The organism is Cupriavidus sp. LA-1, from assembly GCF_055385985.1.
In genome coordinates, this window is record NZ_AP031387.1 from 1212889 (window position 1) to 1228966 (window position 16078).

Annotated in this window: 9 protein-coding genes and 1 other RNA gene; 5 read left to right on the top strand and 5 right to left on the bottom strand. The window is 69.4% G+C overall.

Going from position 1 to position 16078, the window contains the following annotated elements; translation table 11 throughout:
- Window positions 1–132: 132 nt before the first annotated feature.
- From ACZ5MJ_RS05835 to trxA, 4 genes are all read right to left on the bottom strand, one after another.
- Window positions 133–393, bottom strand: a complete 261-nt coding sequence (locus ACZ5MJ_RS05835; protein WP_010814268.1) for a type B 50S ribosomal protein L31 — start codon at window positions 391–393, stop codon at window positions 133–135.
- A 200-nt stretch (window positions 394–593) separates the two neighbouring features.
- Window positions 594–1445 (bottom strand): M90 family metallopeptidase, encoded by an 852-nt coding sequence (locus ACZ5MJ_RS05840; RefSeq protein ID WP_464222872.1) that lies wholly within the window; start codon window positions 1443–1445, stop codon window positions 594–596.
- Between the two features lie 102 nt (window positions 1446–1547).
- Complete coding sequence (rho, locus tag ACZ5MJ_RS05845; RefSeq protein ID WP_042886485.1) at window positions 1548–2810, bottom strand: transcription termination factor Rho; 1263 nt, start codon at window positions 2808–2810, stop codon at window positions 1548–1550.
- Window positions 2811–2990: 180 nt separating this feature from the next.
- Complete coding sequence (trxA, locus tag ACZ5MJ_RS05850; RefSeq protein WP_010814265.1) at window positions 2991–3317, bottom strand: thioredoxin TrxA; 327 nt, start codon at window positions 3315–3317, stop codon at window positions 2991–2993.
- Between the two features lie 445 nt (window positions 3318–3762).
- Between trxA and ACZ5MJ_RS05855 the strand changes: the two genes are divergently transcribed.
- The 3 genes from ACZ5MJ_RS05855 to ACZ5MJ_RS05865 all read left to right on the top strand — a co-directional run bounded on the left by ACZ5MJ_RS05855 (window position 3763) and on the right by ACZ5MJ_RS05865 (window position 10655).
- The gene (locus ACZ5MJ_RS05855) at window positions 3763–4035 is read left to right on the top strand and encodes a hypothetical protein (RefSeq protein WP_464222873.1); all 273 of its coding nucleotides are present in this window, start codon (window positions 3763–3765) and stop codon (window positions 4033–4035) included.
- Between the two features lie 147 nt (window positions 4036–4182).
- A complete protein-coding gene (locus ACZ5MJ_RS05860) occupies window positions 4183–7050 on the top strand; it encodes a PD-(D/E)XK nuclease family protein (protein WP_464222874.1) in 2868 nt (955 codons plus the stop codon).
- Window positions 7047–10655, top strand: coding sequence for a UvrD-helicase domain-containing protein (locus tag ACZ5MJ_RS05865; RefSeq protein WP_464222875.1), 3609 nt, complete (start codon window positions 7047–7049; stop codon window positions 10653–10655). The genes ACZ5MJ_RS05860 and ACZ5MJ_RS05865 overlap by 4 nt, the downstream gene beginning before the upstream one ends.
- Window positions 10656–10833: 178 nt before the next feature.
- Here ACZ5MJ_RS05865 and ffs read toward each other — a convergent pair.
- Window positions 10834–10932, bottom strand: an RNA gene (gene ffs / locus ACZ5MJ_RS05870) — signal recognition particle sRNA small type.
- Window positions 10933–11111: 179 nt separating this feature from the next.
- On the opposite strand from ffs, the gene ACZ5MJ_RS05875 reads away from it, so the two are divergent.
- Window positions 11112–13592: an adenosylcobalamin-dependent ribonucleoside-diphosphate reductase gene (locus ACZ5MJ_RS05875; protein WP_464222876.1), complete on the top strand. Its 2481-nt coding sequence runs from the start codon at window positions 11112–11114 to the stop codon at window positions 13590–13592.
- Between the two features lie 120 nt (window positions 13593–13712).
- Window positions 13713–16055, top strand: a complete 2343-nt coding sequence (locus ACZ5MJ_RS05880; RefSeq protein ID WP_464222877.1) for a DNA polymerase III subunit gamma/tau — start codon at window positions 13713–13715, stop codon at window positions 16053–16055.
- Window positions 16056–16078 lie beyond the last annotated feature (23 nt).

The window sequence follows — 16078 nt, forward strand, 5'->3', positions numbered from 1 at the left end:
CAGGGTGCAGCAGTGCCGGCCAATCGTCCGGCACAAAAGCAAAGAGGCAGCCGATGCTGCCTCTTTGCTGGTTCGCACAGGCCCCGGAGCATCTGTCCGCGGGCCTTGCAAAGCGGGGGTCGCCGAAAGCGATTACTTCGCAGCCTTGCCCAGCTTGTTGCCGAACTTCTGGCGGAACTTTTCCACGCGGCCGGCCGTATCCATGATCTTCTGGGTGCCGGTGTAGAACGGGTGCGATTCCGACGAGACTTCGATCTTGGCCAGCGGGTATTCCTTGCCGTCCTTTACGATCTTGTCCTTGGTCTGGATGGTCGAGCGCGTGATGAAGCTGAAGTCGCTGGACATGTCCTGGAACACGACTTCGCGGTAATTCGGGTGAATGCCTTCTTTCATGATGAGTCCTTTCTGGTTGGGTAGCCAGTCCGTTGCAATCCGCAGTGCTCCGCCAGATGGCGAGAGGGCATGGCGCGGCGACGAACGAACCACTTGCCGGTAACGGGCAAACTGGGATTATGGCAGAAAAACAAGGGCCTGGGGAAGGGGCCGCGCAGTGTCGGACACAGAAAGTGTTGCGCGCAAATGCAGCAAAAACGTCACATCGCGGCCGGATCCTGCCGGTAGAACGCGGCCAGTGACTGGTAAACCACCGGCCAGTGCCGTGCCAGTCCGGACGGCTCGACAAAAAATGCCTCGGACGTCACGGCGAAGAACTCGCTCGGCGCTTCGCTGCCATACGGGTCGATGATGCGCAGTGCTGGCGGCAGCCGTTCGGGGTGCTCCCAGTCGGCTTCGTCGCGCGCGTCCCAGGCTTCGGCAAAGCGGTCATACTCGGTCAGGAAGGTTTCGGCCCAGGCCTCGGCGTCGATGTCCGGATGCAGCACGCGCGAAAACGGCGGCACGCCGTCAGGCTCGCCATCGAGCATGTCCAGCTTGTGGGCGAATTCGTGGACGACCACGTTGTAGGTGTCGGCCGGCAGGTCGTGATCGCTGCCGATGCCCGCACCGGGGGTGTGCACGTCGGGCCAGGACAGGATCACGGGTCCGTGCTCCCATGCCTCGCCGCTGGCTTCCTCGACCACGCCGTGCACCAGGCCGATTTCATCCTCCACGGTCCGGCGGATGACGAACTCGCCCGGGTAGAGCACGATGCCATGCCAGCCGCGATACCACGGCAGCCCCAGCTTCAGGATCGGCACGCAGGCCTGCACCGCGACGCTCACCACCATGTCGTCGGTCAGCGGCAGGTCGTGCGCTGTAGAGTATTCCTTCTCGGCGATAAACAGCGTGGCCAGTTCGCGCAGCGCCGCCAGGTCGGCGCTGCCGTAGCGCTGCACGAACGGCAGCGTGGCCACGGTCTGCGTCCACAGCGCGTCGGGGATCGCGTAGTGCTCCAGCTTGCGGGCCCGGGAGCGGGTGCGCAGGAATGCGGTCAGTTTGCCGAACATGGCGGGGCGCCGGTTGGCCCGGCGCGTGAAATCGTCAGGAAACAAAAAAGGCGTGCCGCGGCACGCCTTCCTGTCTGCGTTGCGGCAATGCCGCAGCGAGGCTTAGCCGCCTCTGCGCATCATATCGAAAAACTCGGCGTTGTTCTTCGTGGCCTTCATCTTGTCCATGATGAATTCCATCGCCTGCACTTCGTCCATGTCGGAAATGAACTTGCGCAACACCCAGATCTTTTGCAGGATTTCCGGCTTGATCAGCAGCTCTTCGCGGCGCGTGCCGGACTTGTTCAGGTTGATCGACGGATAGACGCGCTTTTCGGCCAGGCGGCGTTCCAGGTGCACTTCCATATTGCCGGTGCCCTTGAACTCTTCGTAGATCACGTCGTCCATGCGGCTGCCGGTTTCGATCAGCGCGGTGGCGATGATGGTCAGCGAGCCGCCTTCTTCCAGGTTACGGGCCGCACCGAAGAAGCGCTTGGGGCGCTGCAGGGCGTTGGCGTCCACACCACCGGTCAGCACCTTGCCCGAGGCCGGCACCACCGTGTTGTAGGCGCGTGCCAGGCGGGTGATCGAGTCCAGCAGGATCACCACATCGCGCTTCAGTTCGACCAGGCGCTTGGCCTTCTCGATCACCATTTCGGCGACCTGCACGTGGCGGATGGCGGGTTCATCGAAGGTGGACGCAACCACTTCGCCGCGCACCGAGCGCTGCATCTCGGTCACTTCTTCCGGGCGCTCGTCGATCAGCAGCACGAACAGGTCGGCTTCCGGATGATTGTTGGCGATCGCGTGTGCAATATGTTGCAGCATCACGGTCTTGCCGGACTTGGGCGAGGCCACCAGCAGCGCGCGCTGGCCGCGGCCGATCGGCGCGATCATGTCGATGATGCGGCCGGTGATGTTCTCTTCTGCCTTGATATCGCGTTCGAGCGTGAGCGGCCGGTTCGGGTGCAGCGGCGTCAGGTTCTCGAACATGATGCGGTTCTTGACCGCTTCGGGCGGCTGCCCGTTGACCTTGTCCACCTTGACCAGTGCAAAGTAGCGTTCGCCGTCCTTGGGCGTGCGCACTTCACCCTCGATCGAATCGCCGGTATGCAGGTTGAAGCGGCGGATCTGCGACGGGCTGATGTAGATGTCATCCGTGCTGGCCAGATAGGAGGTTTCGGGCGAGCGCAGGAAGCCGAAGCCGTCGGGCAGCACCTCGAGCGTGCCGTCTCCAAAGATGGTTTCGCCCATCTTGGCGCGCTTCTTCAGGATCGCAAACATCAGTTCCTGTTTGCGCATCCGTTGTGCGTTGTCGATCTCGAGCGTAGCCGCCATTTCGAGAAGCGCAGACACGTGAAGCGATTTGAGTTCTGTCAGGTGCATAGACGAGGGGTACAGATGGGCCCGGACGGGCGAGACCTAAAGGAAGGGGGAGAAAATGAGCGAACGCTCGGGGAGTTGTTGGTGGCATCTTAGCACAATCCGACCGGCGCGCCAGGGTGTGGCGCACGCACGTCGGATCGTGACGAAACCGGGACCGTTGTTCAGGTCCCGGCGCGCAGCTTACAGGTTGCCGTCGAGGAAGGCAGTGAGTTGCGACTTGGACAGGGCGCCGACCTTCTGGGCCGCGACCGCGCCGTTCTTGAACAGGATCAGCGTCGGGATGCCGCGGATGCCGAACTTGGCCGGCACCTGCTGGTTTTCATCGACATTGATCTTGGCGATCTGCAGCTTGTCGCCGTAGTCCTTGGCGACTTCGTCCAGGATCGGCGCGATCATCTTGCAGGGGCCGCACCATTCCGCCCAGAAGTCGAGCAGGACGGGTTTGTCGGACTGGAGGACGTCAGCGTCGAACGAGGCGTCGCTCACATACTTGATTTGTTCGCTCATGGCGGAAAACCTCTGGTTTCGCTCTGTTTATGTTGAAGGCTGGAGACTTCGGAGGGCCGAACCGTTACCTTACACGAGATTGCGCGGACTCGCCGGGCAGCCACTGCAGCCTGAAAACAGACTGTGGTGGCCGCTGCCGCGCCCGGTGCTGCTGATATGTTACCAGTTTGCCGATTTTCAAGACTGACCCGGCATACACTCGGAAGACCGCCGGCATGGAAATGATTCTGCTGCAATCGGGGGATTCATTGAAATGCTTATTTTCTATGGCGCCGAGAGATTCGGCCAATCGCTTGCGGTGTGCGAACGGGTGTGTCATAGAATGCACTTATGCGTGCGCCGCGCGGTGCCGGATGCGTGGGGCGTGCGGGTAGAATAGAAAGCGGTTCGCAGGCGCCGCCGGCGGACCATCCATGCATCCTGTGCCACCGACTAGGTCATCGACATGAACACCGATCCCCGCAAGCCTTCGCAGCCCGAGCCCGGCCAGGGGCCCGACGTGGAGCACCTGAGCGATGCGCTGGACCATATCAGCAGCGCCGTGGAGACCAACAGCATTGCCAGCGGTGCCGCCCGCGGCCTGGTCTACAGCATCATCGAGACCCTGGGTACCCTGGTGGGCGATCCTGACCTGCCCGAGCATGCGCGCTCGGGCTATGAAGGCCTGCTTGAAACCGCGCGCGAGATCCGCTCCCGCCTGGAAAGCGGTTCAGACTAAGCCGGCAGCGGCTGGTCCGCATCGCGCTTGCCGCCTGCCGCCCAGGCCGGCGGCGCCCGTTTTGTTCCCGCTTGTTCCGTTGCTACCTGACGCTTTCGCCGACCGACGCAGTTCACGCAGCCATTCCGGGCTGCGCCCCACGCGCCCATGACGTCGCTACGTTTCCGCCCTGGCCCTGATTTCCTCGACCAGGCCGCCACCGCTGCCTGGTATTTCCTCGACCGCTGCGGCGCGCCGGAGGCGGGCGCGCACGTGGTCGTGCCGACCGCCGCGCAGATCCCGGGCGTGCGCCAGGCGCTGGACGCGGCCGCGCGCGCCGCGGGCCGCCCGCGGCTGCTGCCGCGCGTGCTGACGCTGGGCCACTGGCTGCTCGACCTGCCGCCCGAAGGCACCCCGGTGCGCAGCCCGGCCGCGCGCCTGCTCGCGGTGCAGCAGGCGGTGCGCGGGCAGGACTGGCTGCGCCGAGCCTTCGGCGCCCAGAACGAGACCGCCGCATGGGGCCTGTCGCAGACGCTGCTGTCGGTCTGCGATGAACTCAACGCGCGCTGGCTTGAAGACGCCGCCATCCGCGACGATGACGAGATCGACGGCGACGATCGCGGCGGCCTGCTGCAGGGCGCGCTGGAGCGGACCTATTCGCATTTGTCCGAACGCTTCCTCGGCGAAGAGGCGCGCATCGTGCTGGCCTTCTGGCAGGCGCTGTCCGGGCCGGACGATCCGCTGCCGGCGCGGCGCCGCGGCCTGCGCGAGCTGTCGCAGCAGTTGCGCGGCCCGGTGATCTGGATCGCGCCGACCCCGCCCACGCCGCTTGAAGCCGCATTCCTGCGCGACGCCGCCGAGCTGGTGCCGGTGCTGCAGGTTGGCTATGACTGGAGCGGGCACGGCGAGAGCGATGCCGACTGGTACCAGACGCTGCTGGCGCTATGGCCGGAAGCGAGGATTGCCGACGATGCGGAAGCCGGCGCCATGCCCCCGGCCATGCCTGCGCTGCCGGCGCAGCGCCCGTCGGTCCGCGTGATTGGCAGCGCGCGCTTCGAGGATGAGGCCGCCGCCGCGGCCGCGCAGCTGGTGCAGTGGCTCAACGAGGGCCGCCGCCAGGTGGCGCTGGTCGCGCACGACCGCGTGGTGGCGCGGCGCGCGCGCGCGCTGCTGGCGCGCGCCGGCGCGCCGGTGCGCGACGAGACCGGCTGGAAGCTTTCCACCACGCGCGCCGCCGCGGCGCTGATGCGCTGGTTCGACCTGCTGGTGCGCGATGGCGACACCGCCGCGCTGCTGGACCTGCTCAAGAGCCCGTTCTGCCTGCCGGGAGTTGCCGAGCGCGGCGTGGCCATCGCCCTGCTCGAGCGCCAGGTGCGGCGCGAAGGCATTACCGGCGGCTGGGCGCGGCTGCGCCAGCTGTTCGGCCAGGCTCCGAGCGCCGCGCAGCAGGCGCGCGGTGATGACGAGGATGCGGGCGAAGGGCCGCGCCGGGCGGCCCACGGCCTGATTGCCTTGCTTGCCGACGAAGCCGCGCGCTGGCCGCGCGGCCTCGCGCAGCATCCGCTGGCGACCTGGCTGGAACGGCTCGACGGCATGCTCGACGGCCTTGGCATGCGCGCCGCGCTGGCCGCGGACGATGCCGGCAGCCAGCTGCTCGATGCGCTGGCGCGGCTGCAGGAACTGCCGCGGGACGAGACCGGCGGCCATGCCACGCTGTCGCAGGGCGAGTTCCGCGCGATGCTGTCGGCGCTGCTGGAGTCGGTCGCCTACAAGGAGCCCTCTGCCAGCGGCCCGGCGCGCATCACGATCCTGCCGCTGAACGGGGCGCGCATGCGCCGCTTCGAGGGCGTGGTGATCGTCGGCTGCGATGACGCGCAGTTGCCGTCCAGCGCCGCCGAGCTGATGTTCTTCTCCAACCAGATGCGGCGCGAGCTGGACCTCGAAGACCGCGAGGCGCGCTTTGCGCAGCAGGCACGCGACCTGGCCGAGGTGCTGCTGAACAATGACGACGTGGTGCTGACCTGGCAGCGCTACGGCGGCCGCGGCGAGCCGCACCATGTGTCGGGCTGGATCGAGCGGCTGGCGGCGTGCTGCGCGCGCGCCGGCGTCAGCATCGAAGCCGTCGCCGCGCCGCAGGCGCACGAGACCTTTGCCGATCCGCACGGCATGCCGGCGCCGGCGGCGGAGCCCGCGCTGGTGCCTGAGCGCTGGAGCGCGCAGGCCTACAACATGCTGCGCCGCTGCCCCTACCAGTTCTTTGCCGGCCGCATGCTGGGCCTGGCCGGGCTGGAGACGGTCAGCGACGAGCTGGAAAAGCGCGAGATCGGCGAGACCCTGCACCACGTGCTGCTGCGTTACCACAAGGACCTGCAGGCGCGGCGCGAGCGCGGCGAGACGCTGGCCGAAGACCAGCGCCAGGCCCGCCTGGCCGAGATTTCCGACGAGGTCTTCGGCGCGCTGATGGCCGAGGACGGCAATGCCATTGCCTACTACCGGCGCTGGCGCGAGGTGCTGCCGTCCTACGTTGCCTGGCAGTCCGCGCGCGAGGCCGAGGGCTGGTTCTGGCGCGGCGGCGAACTCGATGCCGGCATCGACCTGCCGATGCCCGACGGCCAGCCGCTGCGCCTGACCGGGCGCATCGACCGGCTCGACCAGGGGCCGGGCGGCGCGCATGCCGTGCTCGACTACAAGACGCAGAGCGCCACCCGCCTCAAGCGCAAGCTGGCCGAGGTCGAGGAAGACTGCCAGTTGCCGTTCTATGGCCTGCTGCGCGCCGATGCGGCAGCGGGCAGCTGGGTGTCGCTCGAAGGCGCGCGCGAGGGCGCACCGGCGGCGCAGCGCGAAGTCGGCCTGCCGGATTTCGAGGCCGCCGTCACCTGGCTGGAACGGCAGATGCGCGACGACGTGATGCGCCTGCGCCAGGGCGCGAAGCTGCCGGCCTTCGGCGATGCCTCGGCCTGCCTGTATTGCACCGCCCGCGGCCTGTGCCGCAAGGGCTTCTGGGAATCCACCGCCGTGCCGGCGCTGACATCATGACGCCTCACGACCTGGACCACGTCCAGCCTTACCAGCGCGACGGCCAGCCTGTATCCGAGGCCGACTTCACGCGCGCCGCCTGCGATCCGGCACGCTCGGTCGTGGTGGAAGCCTGCGCCGGCAGCGGCAAGACCTGGCTGCTGGTGGCGCGGCTGGTGCGCCTGCTGCTGGCCGGCGCCGCGCCGCACGAAATCCTGGCCATCACCTTCACGCGCAAGGCCGCCGAGGAAATGCGCGACCGCCTGCTGGAGGTGCTGGCACAGCTGTCGCGCGACAGCGACGAGGACGTGATCGCGGCGCTGGTGCAGCGTGGCCTGGCACCCGACGCCGCGCGCGAGGCGCTGCCGCGCGCGCGCCGCCTGCATGCGCAGGTGCTGGCCGCGCCCGGGCGCATGGCCATCGATACCTTCCACGGCTGGTTCGGCACGCTGCTGCGCGGCGCGCCGCTGGCCTCGGGCATCGTGCCGGGCGCGGCGCTGCGCGAAGATGCGCTGCGCATGAAGCGCGAAGCCTGGGCCCCGGTCTGGCGCGCGCTGGCCACGGAGCCATACACCGACCTGCGCGCCGCGTGGGAAACGCTGGTCGATACCGTGGGCGATTTCCAGGCACGCGCGCTGCTGGACGCGATGTTCCACGCCCGCAGCGAATGGTGGGCGATGCAGGAGGGCGGCGAACCGCTGCAGGCCCTGTCCGAGTGCCTGGGTGAAGATGCGCAGGGCGACGTACTGCTGCAGGCACTGGCCGACGAAGGCTGGCGCGATGCCTGCGAGTCGCTGGCATTGCGCCTGGGCGCTGCCGGCAAGACCGAGCAGACCCACGCCGCCCGCATCACCGATGCGCTGATGGCGATCACCGCCTGGCGTGAAGCGGGCGCCGCGCCGGGCAAGCCCGCCGAGCGCGTATTCGCGCAACTGCGCGCCGCGTTCTTCACCACCACCGGCGGCCCGCGTTCCCTGCGGCGCACCGCGGCGCTGGCCAGGGCCGCCGGGGGCGAAGGCATGGTCGACGCGTTGCTGGACGAGCATGCCGCGATCTGCGCCATGCTCGACGACATCAGCGCACGCTGCTGCGAGGCCGCGGTGCTGGCGATCAACCAGGCCTTGTTCCGCATCGGCGATGCCTTGCTCCGGCGCTACCAGCAGCACAAGGATGAACAGCGCGCGATGGACTTCGCCGACCTGGAATGGCAGGCCGCGCGGCTGATGTCGGACGAAGAGACCGCCACCTACCTGCAGGTCCGGCTCGATGCGCGCTACCGCCATTTGCTGCTTGACGAGTTCCAGGACACCAACCCGCTGCAGTGGCGCATCCTGCAGGGCTGGCTGGCCGGCTACGCCGGCCTGGGCGAGCGGCCGACGGTGTTCCTGGTGGGCGATCCCAAACAGTCGATCTACCGTTTCCGGCGCGCCGATGCACGGTTGTTCGGCGCCGCCGGCGAGATGCTGCGCGATGCGTTCGGCGCCACCGTGCTGCGCACCAATCGCACCCGGCGCAATCGTGCCGAAGTGCTCGACTGGGTCAATGCCGTGTTCGACAGCGCGCGCGCCGAGGGCCGCTATCCGTTGTACGCGACCCAGACCACGGCACTGGCCGGAGGCAATGGGCCGGTCTGGCTGCTGCCGCTGGTGGAGCCCGAGGACAAGGCCGCAGACACCGTGGACGGTGCTGCCGAGGATGAGCCCGCCGAAGCCGCCTCCGCGCATCGCGACACGCTGCTGCAACCGCGCCGGCAGGCCGGCGATTCGCTGCGGCTGGAAGAGGGCCGGCGCGTGGCCGCGTGGCTGCGCCTGGTGCGCGACACCGTGCCGGTCCACGACGGCGGCGGGCAGCGCCCCGCGCGCTGGAGCGACATGCACCTGCTGGTGCGCCGCAAGACGCATCTGGCCGACTATGAGCGCGCGCTGCGCGAGGCCGGCATCCCGTGCCTGAGTCCGCGCCGCGGCGGCCTGCTGGCCACGCTCGAGGCGCTCGACCTGTCGGCGCTGCTGGCGTTCCTGATGACGCCGGAATCGGACCTGGACCTCGCGCACGTGCTGAAGAGCCCGCTGGTGGGGGCGACCGACGACGACCTGCTGGCCCTGGCCCAAATGGAGGGCGAGGGCGGCTGGTGGGCGCGCATCGAGGCCGGCGGCCTGCCCGCGCACGTGTCCGACGCGCTGCGCGAAGGCGTGCCGCGGCTGCGCCAGTGGCTGCGCGTGGCACCGCACCGGCCCGTGCATGACCTGATCGACCAGATCTTCCACGGCGGCGAAGTGCGGCGCCGCTACGCCGAGGCCGCGCCGCCGGATATCCGCGAGCAGGTGCTGGCCAACCTCGATGCCTTCCTCAAGCTGTCGCTGGACCTCGACGGCGGGCGCTATCCGAGCCTGCCGAAGTTTATCGACGAACTGCAGGCAATCCGCCGTGGCGACGAGGGCGAAAGCCCCGACGAAGGCGGCATGGGGGAGAGCGCCGAAGACGTGGAGCCGGCCGAGGACGATCCGGCGTATGCCGGCCTCGACGCGGTCCATATCCTGACGGTGCACGCGGCCAAGGGGCTGGAGGCGCCGTTCGTGGTGCTGCTCGATGCCAACCACAGCGAGCCCGCCGCGGACCGGGGCGGCATCCTGGTCGACTGGCCGCCGTCGTCGCCGGTGCCGCGGCATTTCTCGGCCTACGGCAAGCGCAGCGAGCGCGGGCTGGCGCGCGCGCCGTTGTTCGAGGCCGAAGCGGCGCTCGGCGAGCGCGAGAACTGGAACCTGCTGTATGTGGCCATGACGCGCGCGCAGCAGGGCTTGCTGGTCAGCGGGGTCAAGGGCCGCGCCAGCCGCAGCAGTGCCGGCGAGGGCAATACCGAGATCGCCGGCAGCTGGTACGTGCGGCTGCAGGCCGCGGGCGTCGGCGAGTTGGTGCCGGCCTATCCGGGCGAGCTGGCCGATGGGGTCGATGCGCGGACCCCCGAGCTCGCGCGCCTGAGCGAGCCCGTGCGCTTTACTGACTTCCGGCTGCGCTACCGCGATGCGGTGGATGACCGGCAGGGAATGGCATTTGAAGAAGACGGGGCGGATGCCGACGATGAATCCGATGGCATCGTCTTTAACGCCGCGGCCGCGCGCCACGGCGAACTGGTGCATGCCTTGCTGGAACGCCTGACGCGCTATCCCGAGGCCTTTGCCGGCGTGCCCGCGACCGACACCGTGTTGCGCTGGTTCCCGCTGACGGGCGCACACACCGAGGCGGCGCGGCAGGCGTGGCGGCAACAGGTGGAAGACGCGCTGGAGGCGGTGGGGGCGATGCTGCGTGCGCCGGCGCTGGCGCCGCTGCTGGGGGCGGGTGAAGCCTGCAGCGCGCGCAACGAAGTCGAACTTTACGACGCGCGTGGCCGGCTGCTGCGTATCGACCGGCTGGTGGAGTTCGACGACCGCGTGGTGATCGTCGACTACAAGCTGCGCCTGCTGCCGCAGGAGCACGCGTCGTATCGCGCGCAGCTGGGCCGCTACGCGGCCGCGATTGCGCCGATGTTCCCGGGCAAGCGTATCGAGGCCGGCGTGGCCACCGCCGATGGCGAATGGATTCCCGCCGAACGCCTGGCGCCGCCGGTACCGCAGCAGGGCACGCTGTTCTGAGCGCCGGCATGGCGCCCGCACAGGGTGCCAGAATCGGCGCAAAATGGGGTGTCCGGCGCGCGCGATGGCGGCCCGGCTGTACTAAAGTGACAGGGACTGCGCTGCAAGCGGCTCGTGCGTGCGGTGGGGTATTGCCGGGGGTGGGGTGAAACAGGGGTACAGCAGGAGGGGGTGTGAGGTGGACGAGCCTGACCCTCGGCACTGGCGGAAAACGGCTGTGGCTGCTTCGTTCCCGACCTGACCAGGTTGACCGCGCCACCATGCGAGGAGGCCCGTCCGAGCGGCATTGTAACCCAGACCGCGAGGTCGCGGAGAATATCGCGGAGAAATTGCGTCGAATGCCCTTTGCGAACGCGGGTCATTGCCCGCGGCATGGCGCTGGCTTGATCTGGCGCAGGCGATGCGGGCCGCGCCGGCCCGACCATTCATGAACCCGCATACGTGGTGAGCCAATACATGAACGCAAACGACCAGATCATTCGCGGCACGCTGGCGCCGCAGGAAATCTCCACCGAAGTCCTGATCGAGAAATACGCCAAGGGCGAAGAGGGCAGCATCGCCGAGGTCAGGCAGCGCGTGGCGCGCGCGCTGGCGCAGGCCGAGCCCGAGGCGCAGCGCGACGCCTGGAGCGCGCGCTTCCTGTGGGCGCAGGAAAACGGCTTCGTCCCGGCCGGGCGCATCAATTCGGCGGCGGGCACCGGCATCCAGGCCACGCTGATCAACTGCTTCGTGCAGCCGGTGGGCGATTCGGTGTCGGAGCCGCGCGAAGGCCTCCCCAGCATCTACACGGCCGTGGCGCAGGCTGCCGAAACCATGCGCCGCGGCGGCGGCGTGGGCTATGACTTCTCGGCGATCCGCCCGGCCGGCGCACTGGTGCGGGCCACGCATTCGCGCGCCTCGGGGCCGGTGTCGTTCATGAAGGTATTCGATGCGTCGTGCGCCACCGTGGAATCCGCCGGCGCCCGGCGCGGCGCGCAGATGGGCGTGCTGCGCTGCGACCATCCGGATATCGAAAGCTTTATCCACGCCAAGGACAAGGGCGAGCTCAGCAACTTCAATATCTCCATCGGCGTCACCGATGCCTTCATGCAGGCAGTGCAGGCCGACAGCGAGGTCGAACTGGTGCATGAGGCCGAGCCGGGTGCCGACATGATTGCCGCCGGGGCCTATCGCCGCGACGATGGCCAGTGGGTGTACCAGCGCGTGCCGGCGCGCAACCTGTGGGACCAGGTCATGCAGGCCACTTACGACCATGCCGAGCCGGGCATCCTGTTCCTGTCGCAGATCAACGCCGACAACAATCTCTATTACTGCGAGCGCATCGAGGCCACCAACCCCTGCGCCGAGCAGCCGCTGCCGTCCTATGGCTGCTGCTGCCTGGGCTCGGTCAACCTGACGCGCTTCGTGCGCCAGCCGTTCACGCCGCAGGCTGAATTCGATTTCGATGCCTTTGCCGAGGTGGTGCGCGTGGCCACGCGCATGCTCGACAACGTGCTCGACGTGACCTTCTGGCCGTTGCCGGAGCAGCAGGCCGAGGCCCACGCCAAGCGCCGCGTCGGGCTGGGTTTTCTGGGGCTGGGCAGTGCGCTGGTGATGCTGGGCCTGCGCTATGACACCGAGCCGGCGCGGCAGCTGGCGGCGCGGATCTCGGAACGCATGCGCGACGATGCCTACCTGGCGTCGACCGGGCTGGCAGCGGAGAAGGGCGCCTTCCCCCTGTTCGATGCCAGTGCCTACCTGCAGAGCGGGTTTGCCAGCCGGCTGCCGGAACGCGTGCGCGATGCCATTGCGCGCAGCGGGCTGCGCAACTCGCACCTGCTGTCGATCGCGCCGACCGGCACCATCACGCTGGCCTTTGCCGACAATGCCTCCAACGGCATCGAGCCGGCCTTCTCGTGGACCTACAACCGCAGGAAGCGCATGCCGGACAACGGCTATCGCACTTTCGAGGTGGCGGACCATGCCTGGCGGCTTTATCGTCACATGGGAGCCGACATGTCGCAGCTGCCGGATGCCTTTGTCACCGCGCTGCAGATGTCGGCGCTGGATCATATGCGGATGCTGGAGGCCGTGCAGCCCTATATCGACACCAGCATCAGCAAGACCGTCAATGTGCCGGAGGACTACCCGTACGAAGCCTTCCGCAACCTGTACCTGGAGGCCTGGAAGGCCGGCCTGAAGGGGCTGGCGACCTATCGCCCGAATTCAGTGCTGGGGGCCGTGCTGTCGGTGGAGGCGCCGGCGGCGCCCGCTGCCGTGGCCGACGACAACCCGCTGGCGCGGCCCTTCGGCAGCCGGCCGGTGGGCGACCTCGAGGGCGTGACGTCCAAGGTCGAATACCTGACCTACGAGGGCCGCAAGACCGTCTACCTGACCGTCAACTTCATGCGCGTCGCCGGCGTGGCCGACGGCAAGCCGGTGGAGATCGAGCGTCCGGTGGAATTTTTCATGCCGGCCGGGCAGCGCAGCGAGGGCCAGCAGTGGATCACCTCGACCATGCGGCTGTTGTCGATGGTGGCGCGCTCGGGCGGGTCGGTGGCCAAGGCGCTGGCGGACATGCGCAACGTGGTGTGGGACAAGGGCACGGTGCGCTACGGCACGCTGCTGCGCCAGGACGGTACCGAGGTGCCGCGCTTCCATGACTCCGAAGTGGCAGCGCTCAGCTATGCGTTGCAGCGCATCCTGGTCAAGCGCGGCTTCCTCGATGCCGAGGGCGGCCAGGTGCCGGTGGCCGCGCTGGCGGCACGCCTGGCGCAGCGCGAGGGCGCGCCGCCGGCGCTGGACGCCGGCGCGGGTCTCGCCAGCGAGTCCCGCGCCCCTGGCACCCCCGGTGTCGGCACCGGCAAGCCTTGCCCGGAGTGTGGCGCGCACGCCCTGCACAAGGTCGATGGCTGCGCCAAATGCGCCAATTGCGGCTACGTGGGCGAGTGCGGCTGAGCCCCGCCGCGCGCGGGTTGCGGCCACCGGGGCCGGCCCGCGCGGCGCGTGGCGAATAAAGACCCCGGGGCCGGGGCGGCGGCGGCCGGAGGGGGGCCGCCTTTTGCTACAATCGCCGCCATGAGTTATCAAGTTCTAGCGCGCAAATGGCGCCCCAGGGATTTCACCACGCTGGTCGGCCAGGAGCACGTGGTCCGCGCGCTCACGCACGCGCTGGAACAACAGCGGCTGCATCACGCCTACCTGTTCACCGGCACGCGCGGGGTCGGCAAGACCACGCTGTCGCGGATCCTGGCCAAGGCCCTGAACTGCACCGGCGCTGACGGCAACGGCGGCATCACCGCCCAGCCGTGCGGGCAGTGCAAGGCCTGCCAGGAGATCGACAGCGGCCGCTTCGTCGACTACATCGAGATGGATGCGGCCTCCAACCGCGGCGTCGACGAGATGGCGCAGCTGCTGGACAAGGCGGTCTACGCCCCGACCTCCGGGCGCTTCAAGGTCTACATGATCGACGAAGTGCACATGCTGACCAACCACGCCTTCAACGCCATGCTGAAGACGCTGGAAGAGCCGCCCGGGCACGTCAAGTTCATCCTCGCCACCACCGACCCGCAGAAGATCCCGGTCACGGTGCTGTCGCGCTGCCTGCAGTTCAACCTGAAGCAGATGCCGCCGGGGCATATCGTCTCGCACCTGGACCATATCCTGGCGCAGGAAGGCATTGCCCACGACGGCAATGCGCTGCGGCTGCTGGCCCAGGCCGCGCACGGCTCGATGCGCGATGCGCTGTCGCTGACCGACCAGGCCATCGCCTACAGCGCGGGCCAGGTGTCCGAAGACGCGGTGCGCGGCATGCTGGGGGCGATCGACCAGGGCTACCTGGTGCAGCTGCTCGACGCGCTGGCCGCCGAGGACGGCGCCGCCATGCTGGCGATTGCCGATGCCATGGCCGACCGCAGCCTGTCGTTTGCGGGCGCGCTGCAGGACCTGGGCTCGCTGCTGCACAAGGTCGCGCTGGCGCAGGCCGTGCCGGCCTCGGTGCAGGACGAATGGCCCGAAGCCGATGAGGTGCGGCGCCTGGCCGGCGTGTTCGACGCGCAGGAAGTGCAGCTGTTCTACCAGATCGCCAACCTGGGCCGCAGCGAGCTGGCGCTGGCGCCGGACGAATACGCCGGCTTCACCATGACGCTGCTGCGCATGCTGGCGTTCCGGCCGTCGTCCGAGCCGACCACGACGCAGGGGCAGGGCGGCGGTGCCGCGCCTGCGCGCCAGCGCGGCGCCGCGGCGCTTGAAGCGGCCCAGCCCGTCGACAGCCGCTACGCGGCGGCTGCAGCCAGTCCCGTCGCGCAGGCCAAGGCCGCGGCTGCGGCGGCACCGGCGTCTGCCCCCGCCCCGATGCCGGCACGGGCGGTACCGCCCGCGCCCGAGGCTGAACCTGCCGCAGCGCCGGCCACGGCCACCGCATTCCCTGAAACCGGGCCAGCCCGGCCGGCCGCCGGCAGCGGCGCCATGTCGCCCGCCGCCGCCGCGCTGGCCGCTGCCCGCCAGGCTTCCGCCGCGCGCGGCGGCGGTGCCCGCAAGACCCCGCCGCCGGCCATGCCGGCCGCACCGGCCGCCGCGCAGCGCCCGCCGGCCCAACCGTTGCGCGCACCCGGCGCGGCAGCCGTGAGCCGCCCGCCGGCAGCGCCGGCGCCGGTTGCGAAGGCGCCCGTGCCGGCGCCGGCCCAGCCGCCTGCAGCGGCGGCACGACCCGCCGCGCGGCAGCCGGAGCCGGAATCCGTGCCACCCTGGGAGCTGGCGGGTGGCAGCGACGTGCCGCCGTGGGAAGAACTGCCGCCTGACCTGCCGGTCATCGGCCCCTATGACACCGATCCCGGCTACAGCGACCACGGTTTCAGCGAACCGGCACCACGCGCCGCCGCACCGCGCAGCGGCGCGGCCCGGCCGGCCAGGGTGCCCGCGCGCGAGGCCGAGCCGGCCCGCGAGGCCGCTGCCCCTGCCACGCAGCCGGCCGCGGCGCCCGCAGAGTCCGCCAGATTCGTCGCCCCGCGTCCGCCTGCGGCGGGCGAGGATGGCACCCCGCCGGCCTTCACCGGCGAATGGCCGGTGCTGGCCGCCGGCCTGCCCCTGAAGGGCCTGGCGCAGCAGCTGGCCTACCAGAGCGAACTGACACAGGTGGTCGGGCGTACCTTCCACCTGCGCATCCCGGTCGCGGCCCTGGGCGAGAACGGCGTGGCCGAGCGGCTGCAGCAGGCGCTGTGCGACCACTTCGGCGAACCCGTGCGCGTGGTCTGCGAGGTGGGCGGGGTTTCCATCACCGCGGCGGCAGCCGATGCCGAGGCCCGCGCCGAACGCCAGCGGCAGGCCGAGGCCGTGATCGAGGCCGATCCCTTCGTGCAGGGGCTGCTGCGCGATTTCGGCGGCCAGATCGTGCCGGGCTCGATCCAGCCGCGCGCCGCCTGATCGGCGGCCATTTGCGTAACCGA

Coding starts and splice junctions, on each gene's coding strand:
- ACZ5MJ_RS05835 (WP_010814268.1), bottom strand. CDS start 393: ATGAAAGAAGGCATTCACCCGAATTACCGCGAAGTCGTGTTCCAGGAC.
- ACZ5MJ_RS05840 (WP_464222872.1), bottom strand. CDS start 1,445: ATGTTCGGCAAACTGACCGCATTCCTGCGCACCCGCTCCCGGGCCCGC.
- rho (WP_042886485.1), bottom strand. CDS start 2,810: ATGCACCTGACAGAACTCAAATCGCTTCACGTGTCTGCGCTTCTCGAA.
- trxA (WP_010814265.1), bottom strand. CDS start 3,317: ATGAGCGAACAAATCAAGTATGTGAGCGACGCCTCGTTCGACGCTGAC.
- ACZ5MJ_RS05855 (WP_464222873.1), top strand. CDS start 3,763: ATGAACACCGATCCCCGCAAGCCTTCGCAGCCCGAGCCCGGCCAGGGG.
- ACZ5MJ_RS05860 (WP_464222874.1), top strand. CDS start 4,183: ATGACGTCGCTACGTTTCCGCCCTGGCCCTGATTTCCTCGACCAGGCC.
- ACZ5MJ_RS05865 (WP_464222875.1), top strand. CDS start 7,047: ATGACGCCTCACGACCTGGACCACGTCCAGCCTTACCAGCGCGACGGC.
- ACZ5MJ_RS05875 (WP_464222876.1), top strand. CDS start 11,112: ATGAACGCAAACGACCAGATCATTCGCGGCACGCTGGCGCCGCAGGAA.
- ACZ5MJ_RS05880 (WP_464222877.1), top strand. CDS start 13,713: ATGAGTTATCAAGTTCTAGCGCGCAAATGGCGCCCCAGGGATTTCACC.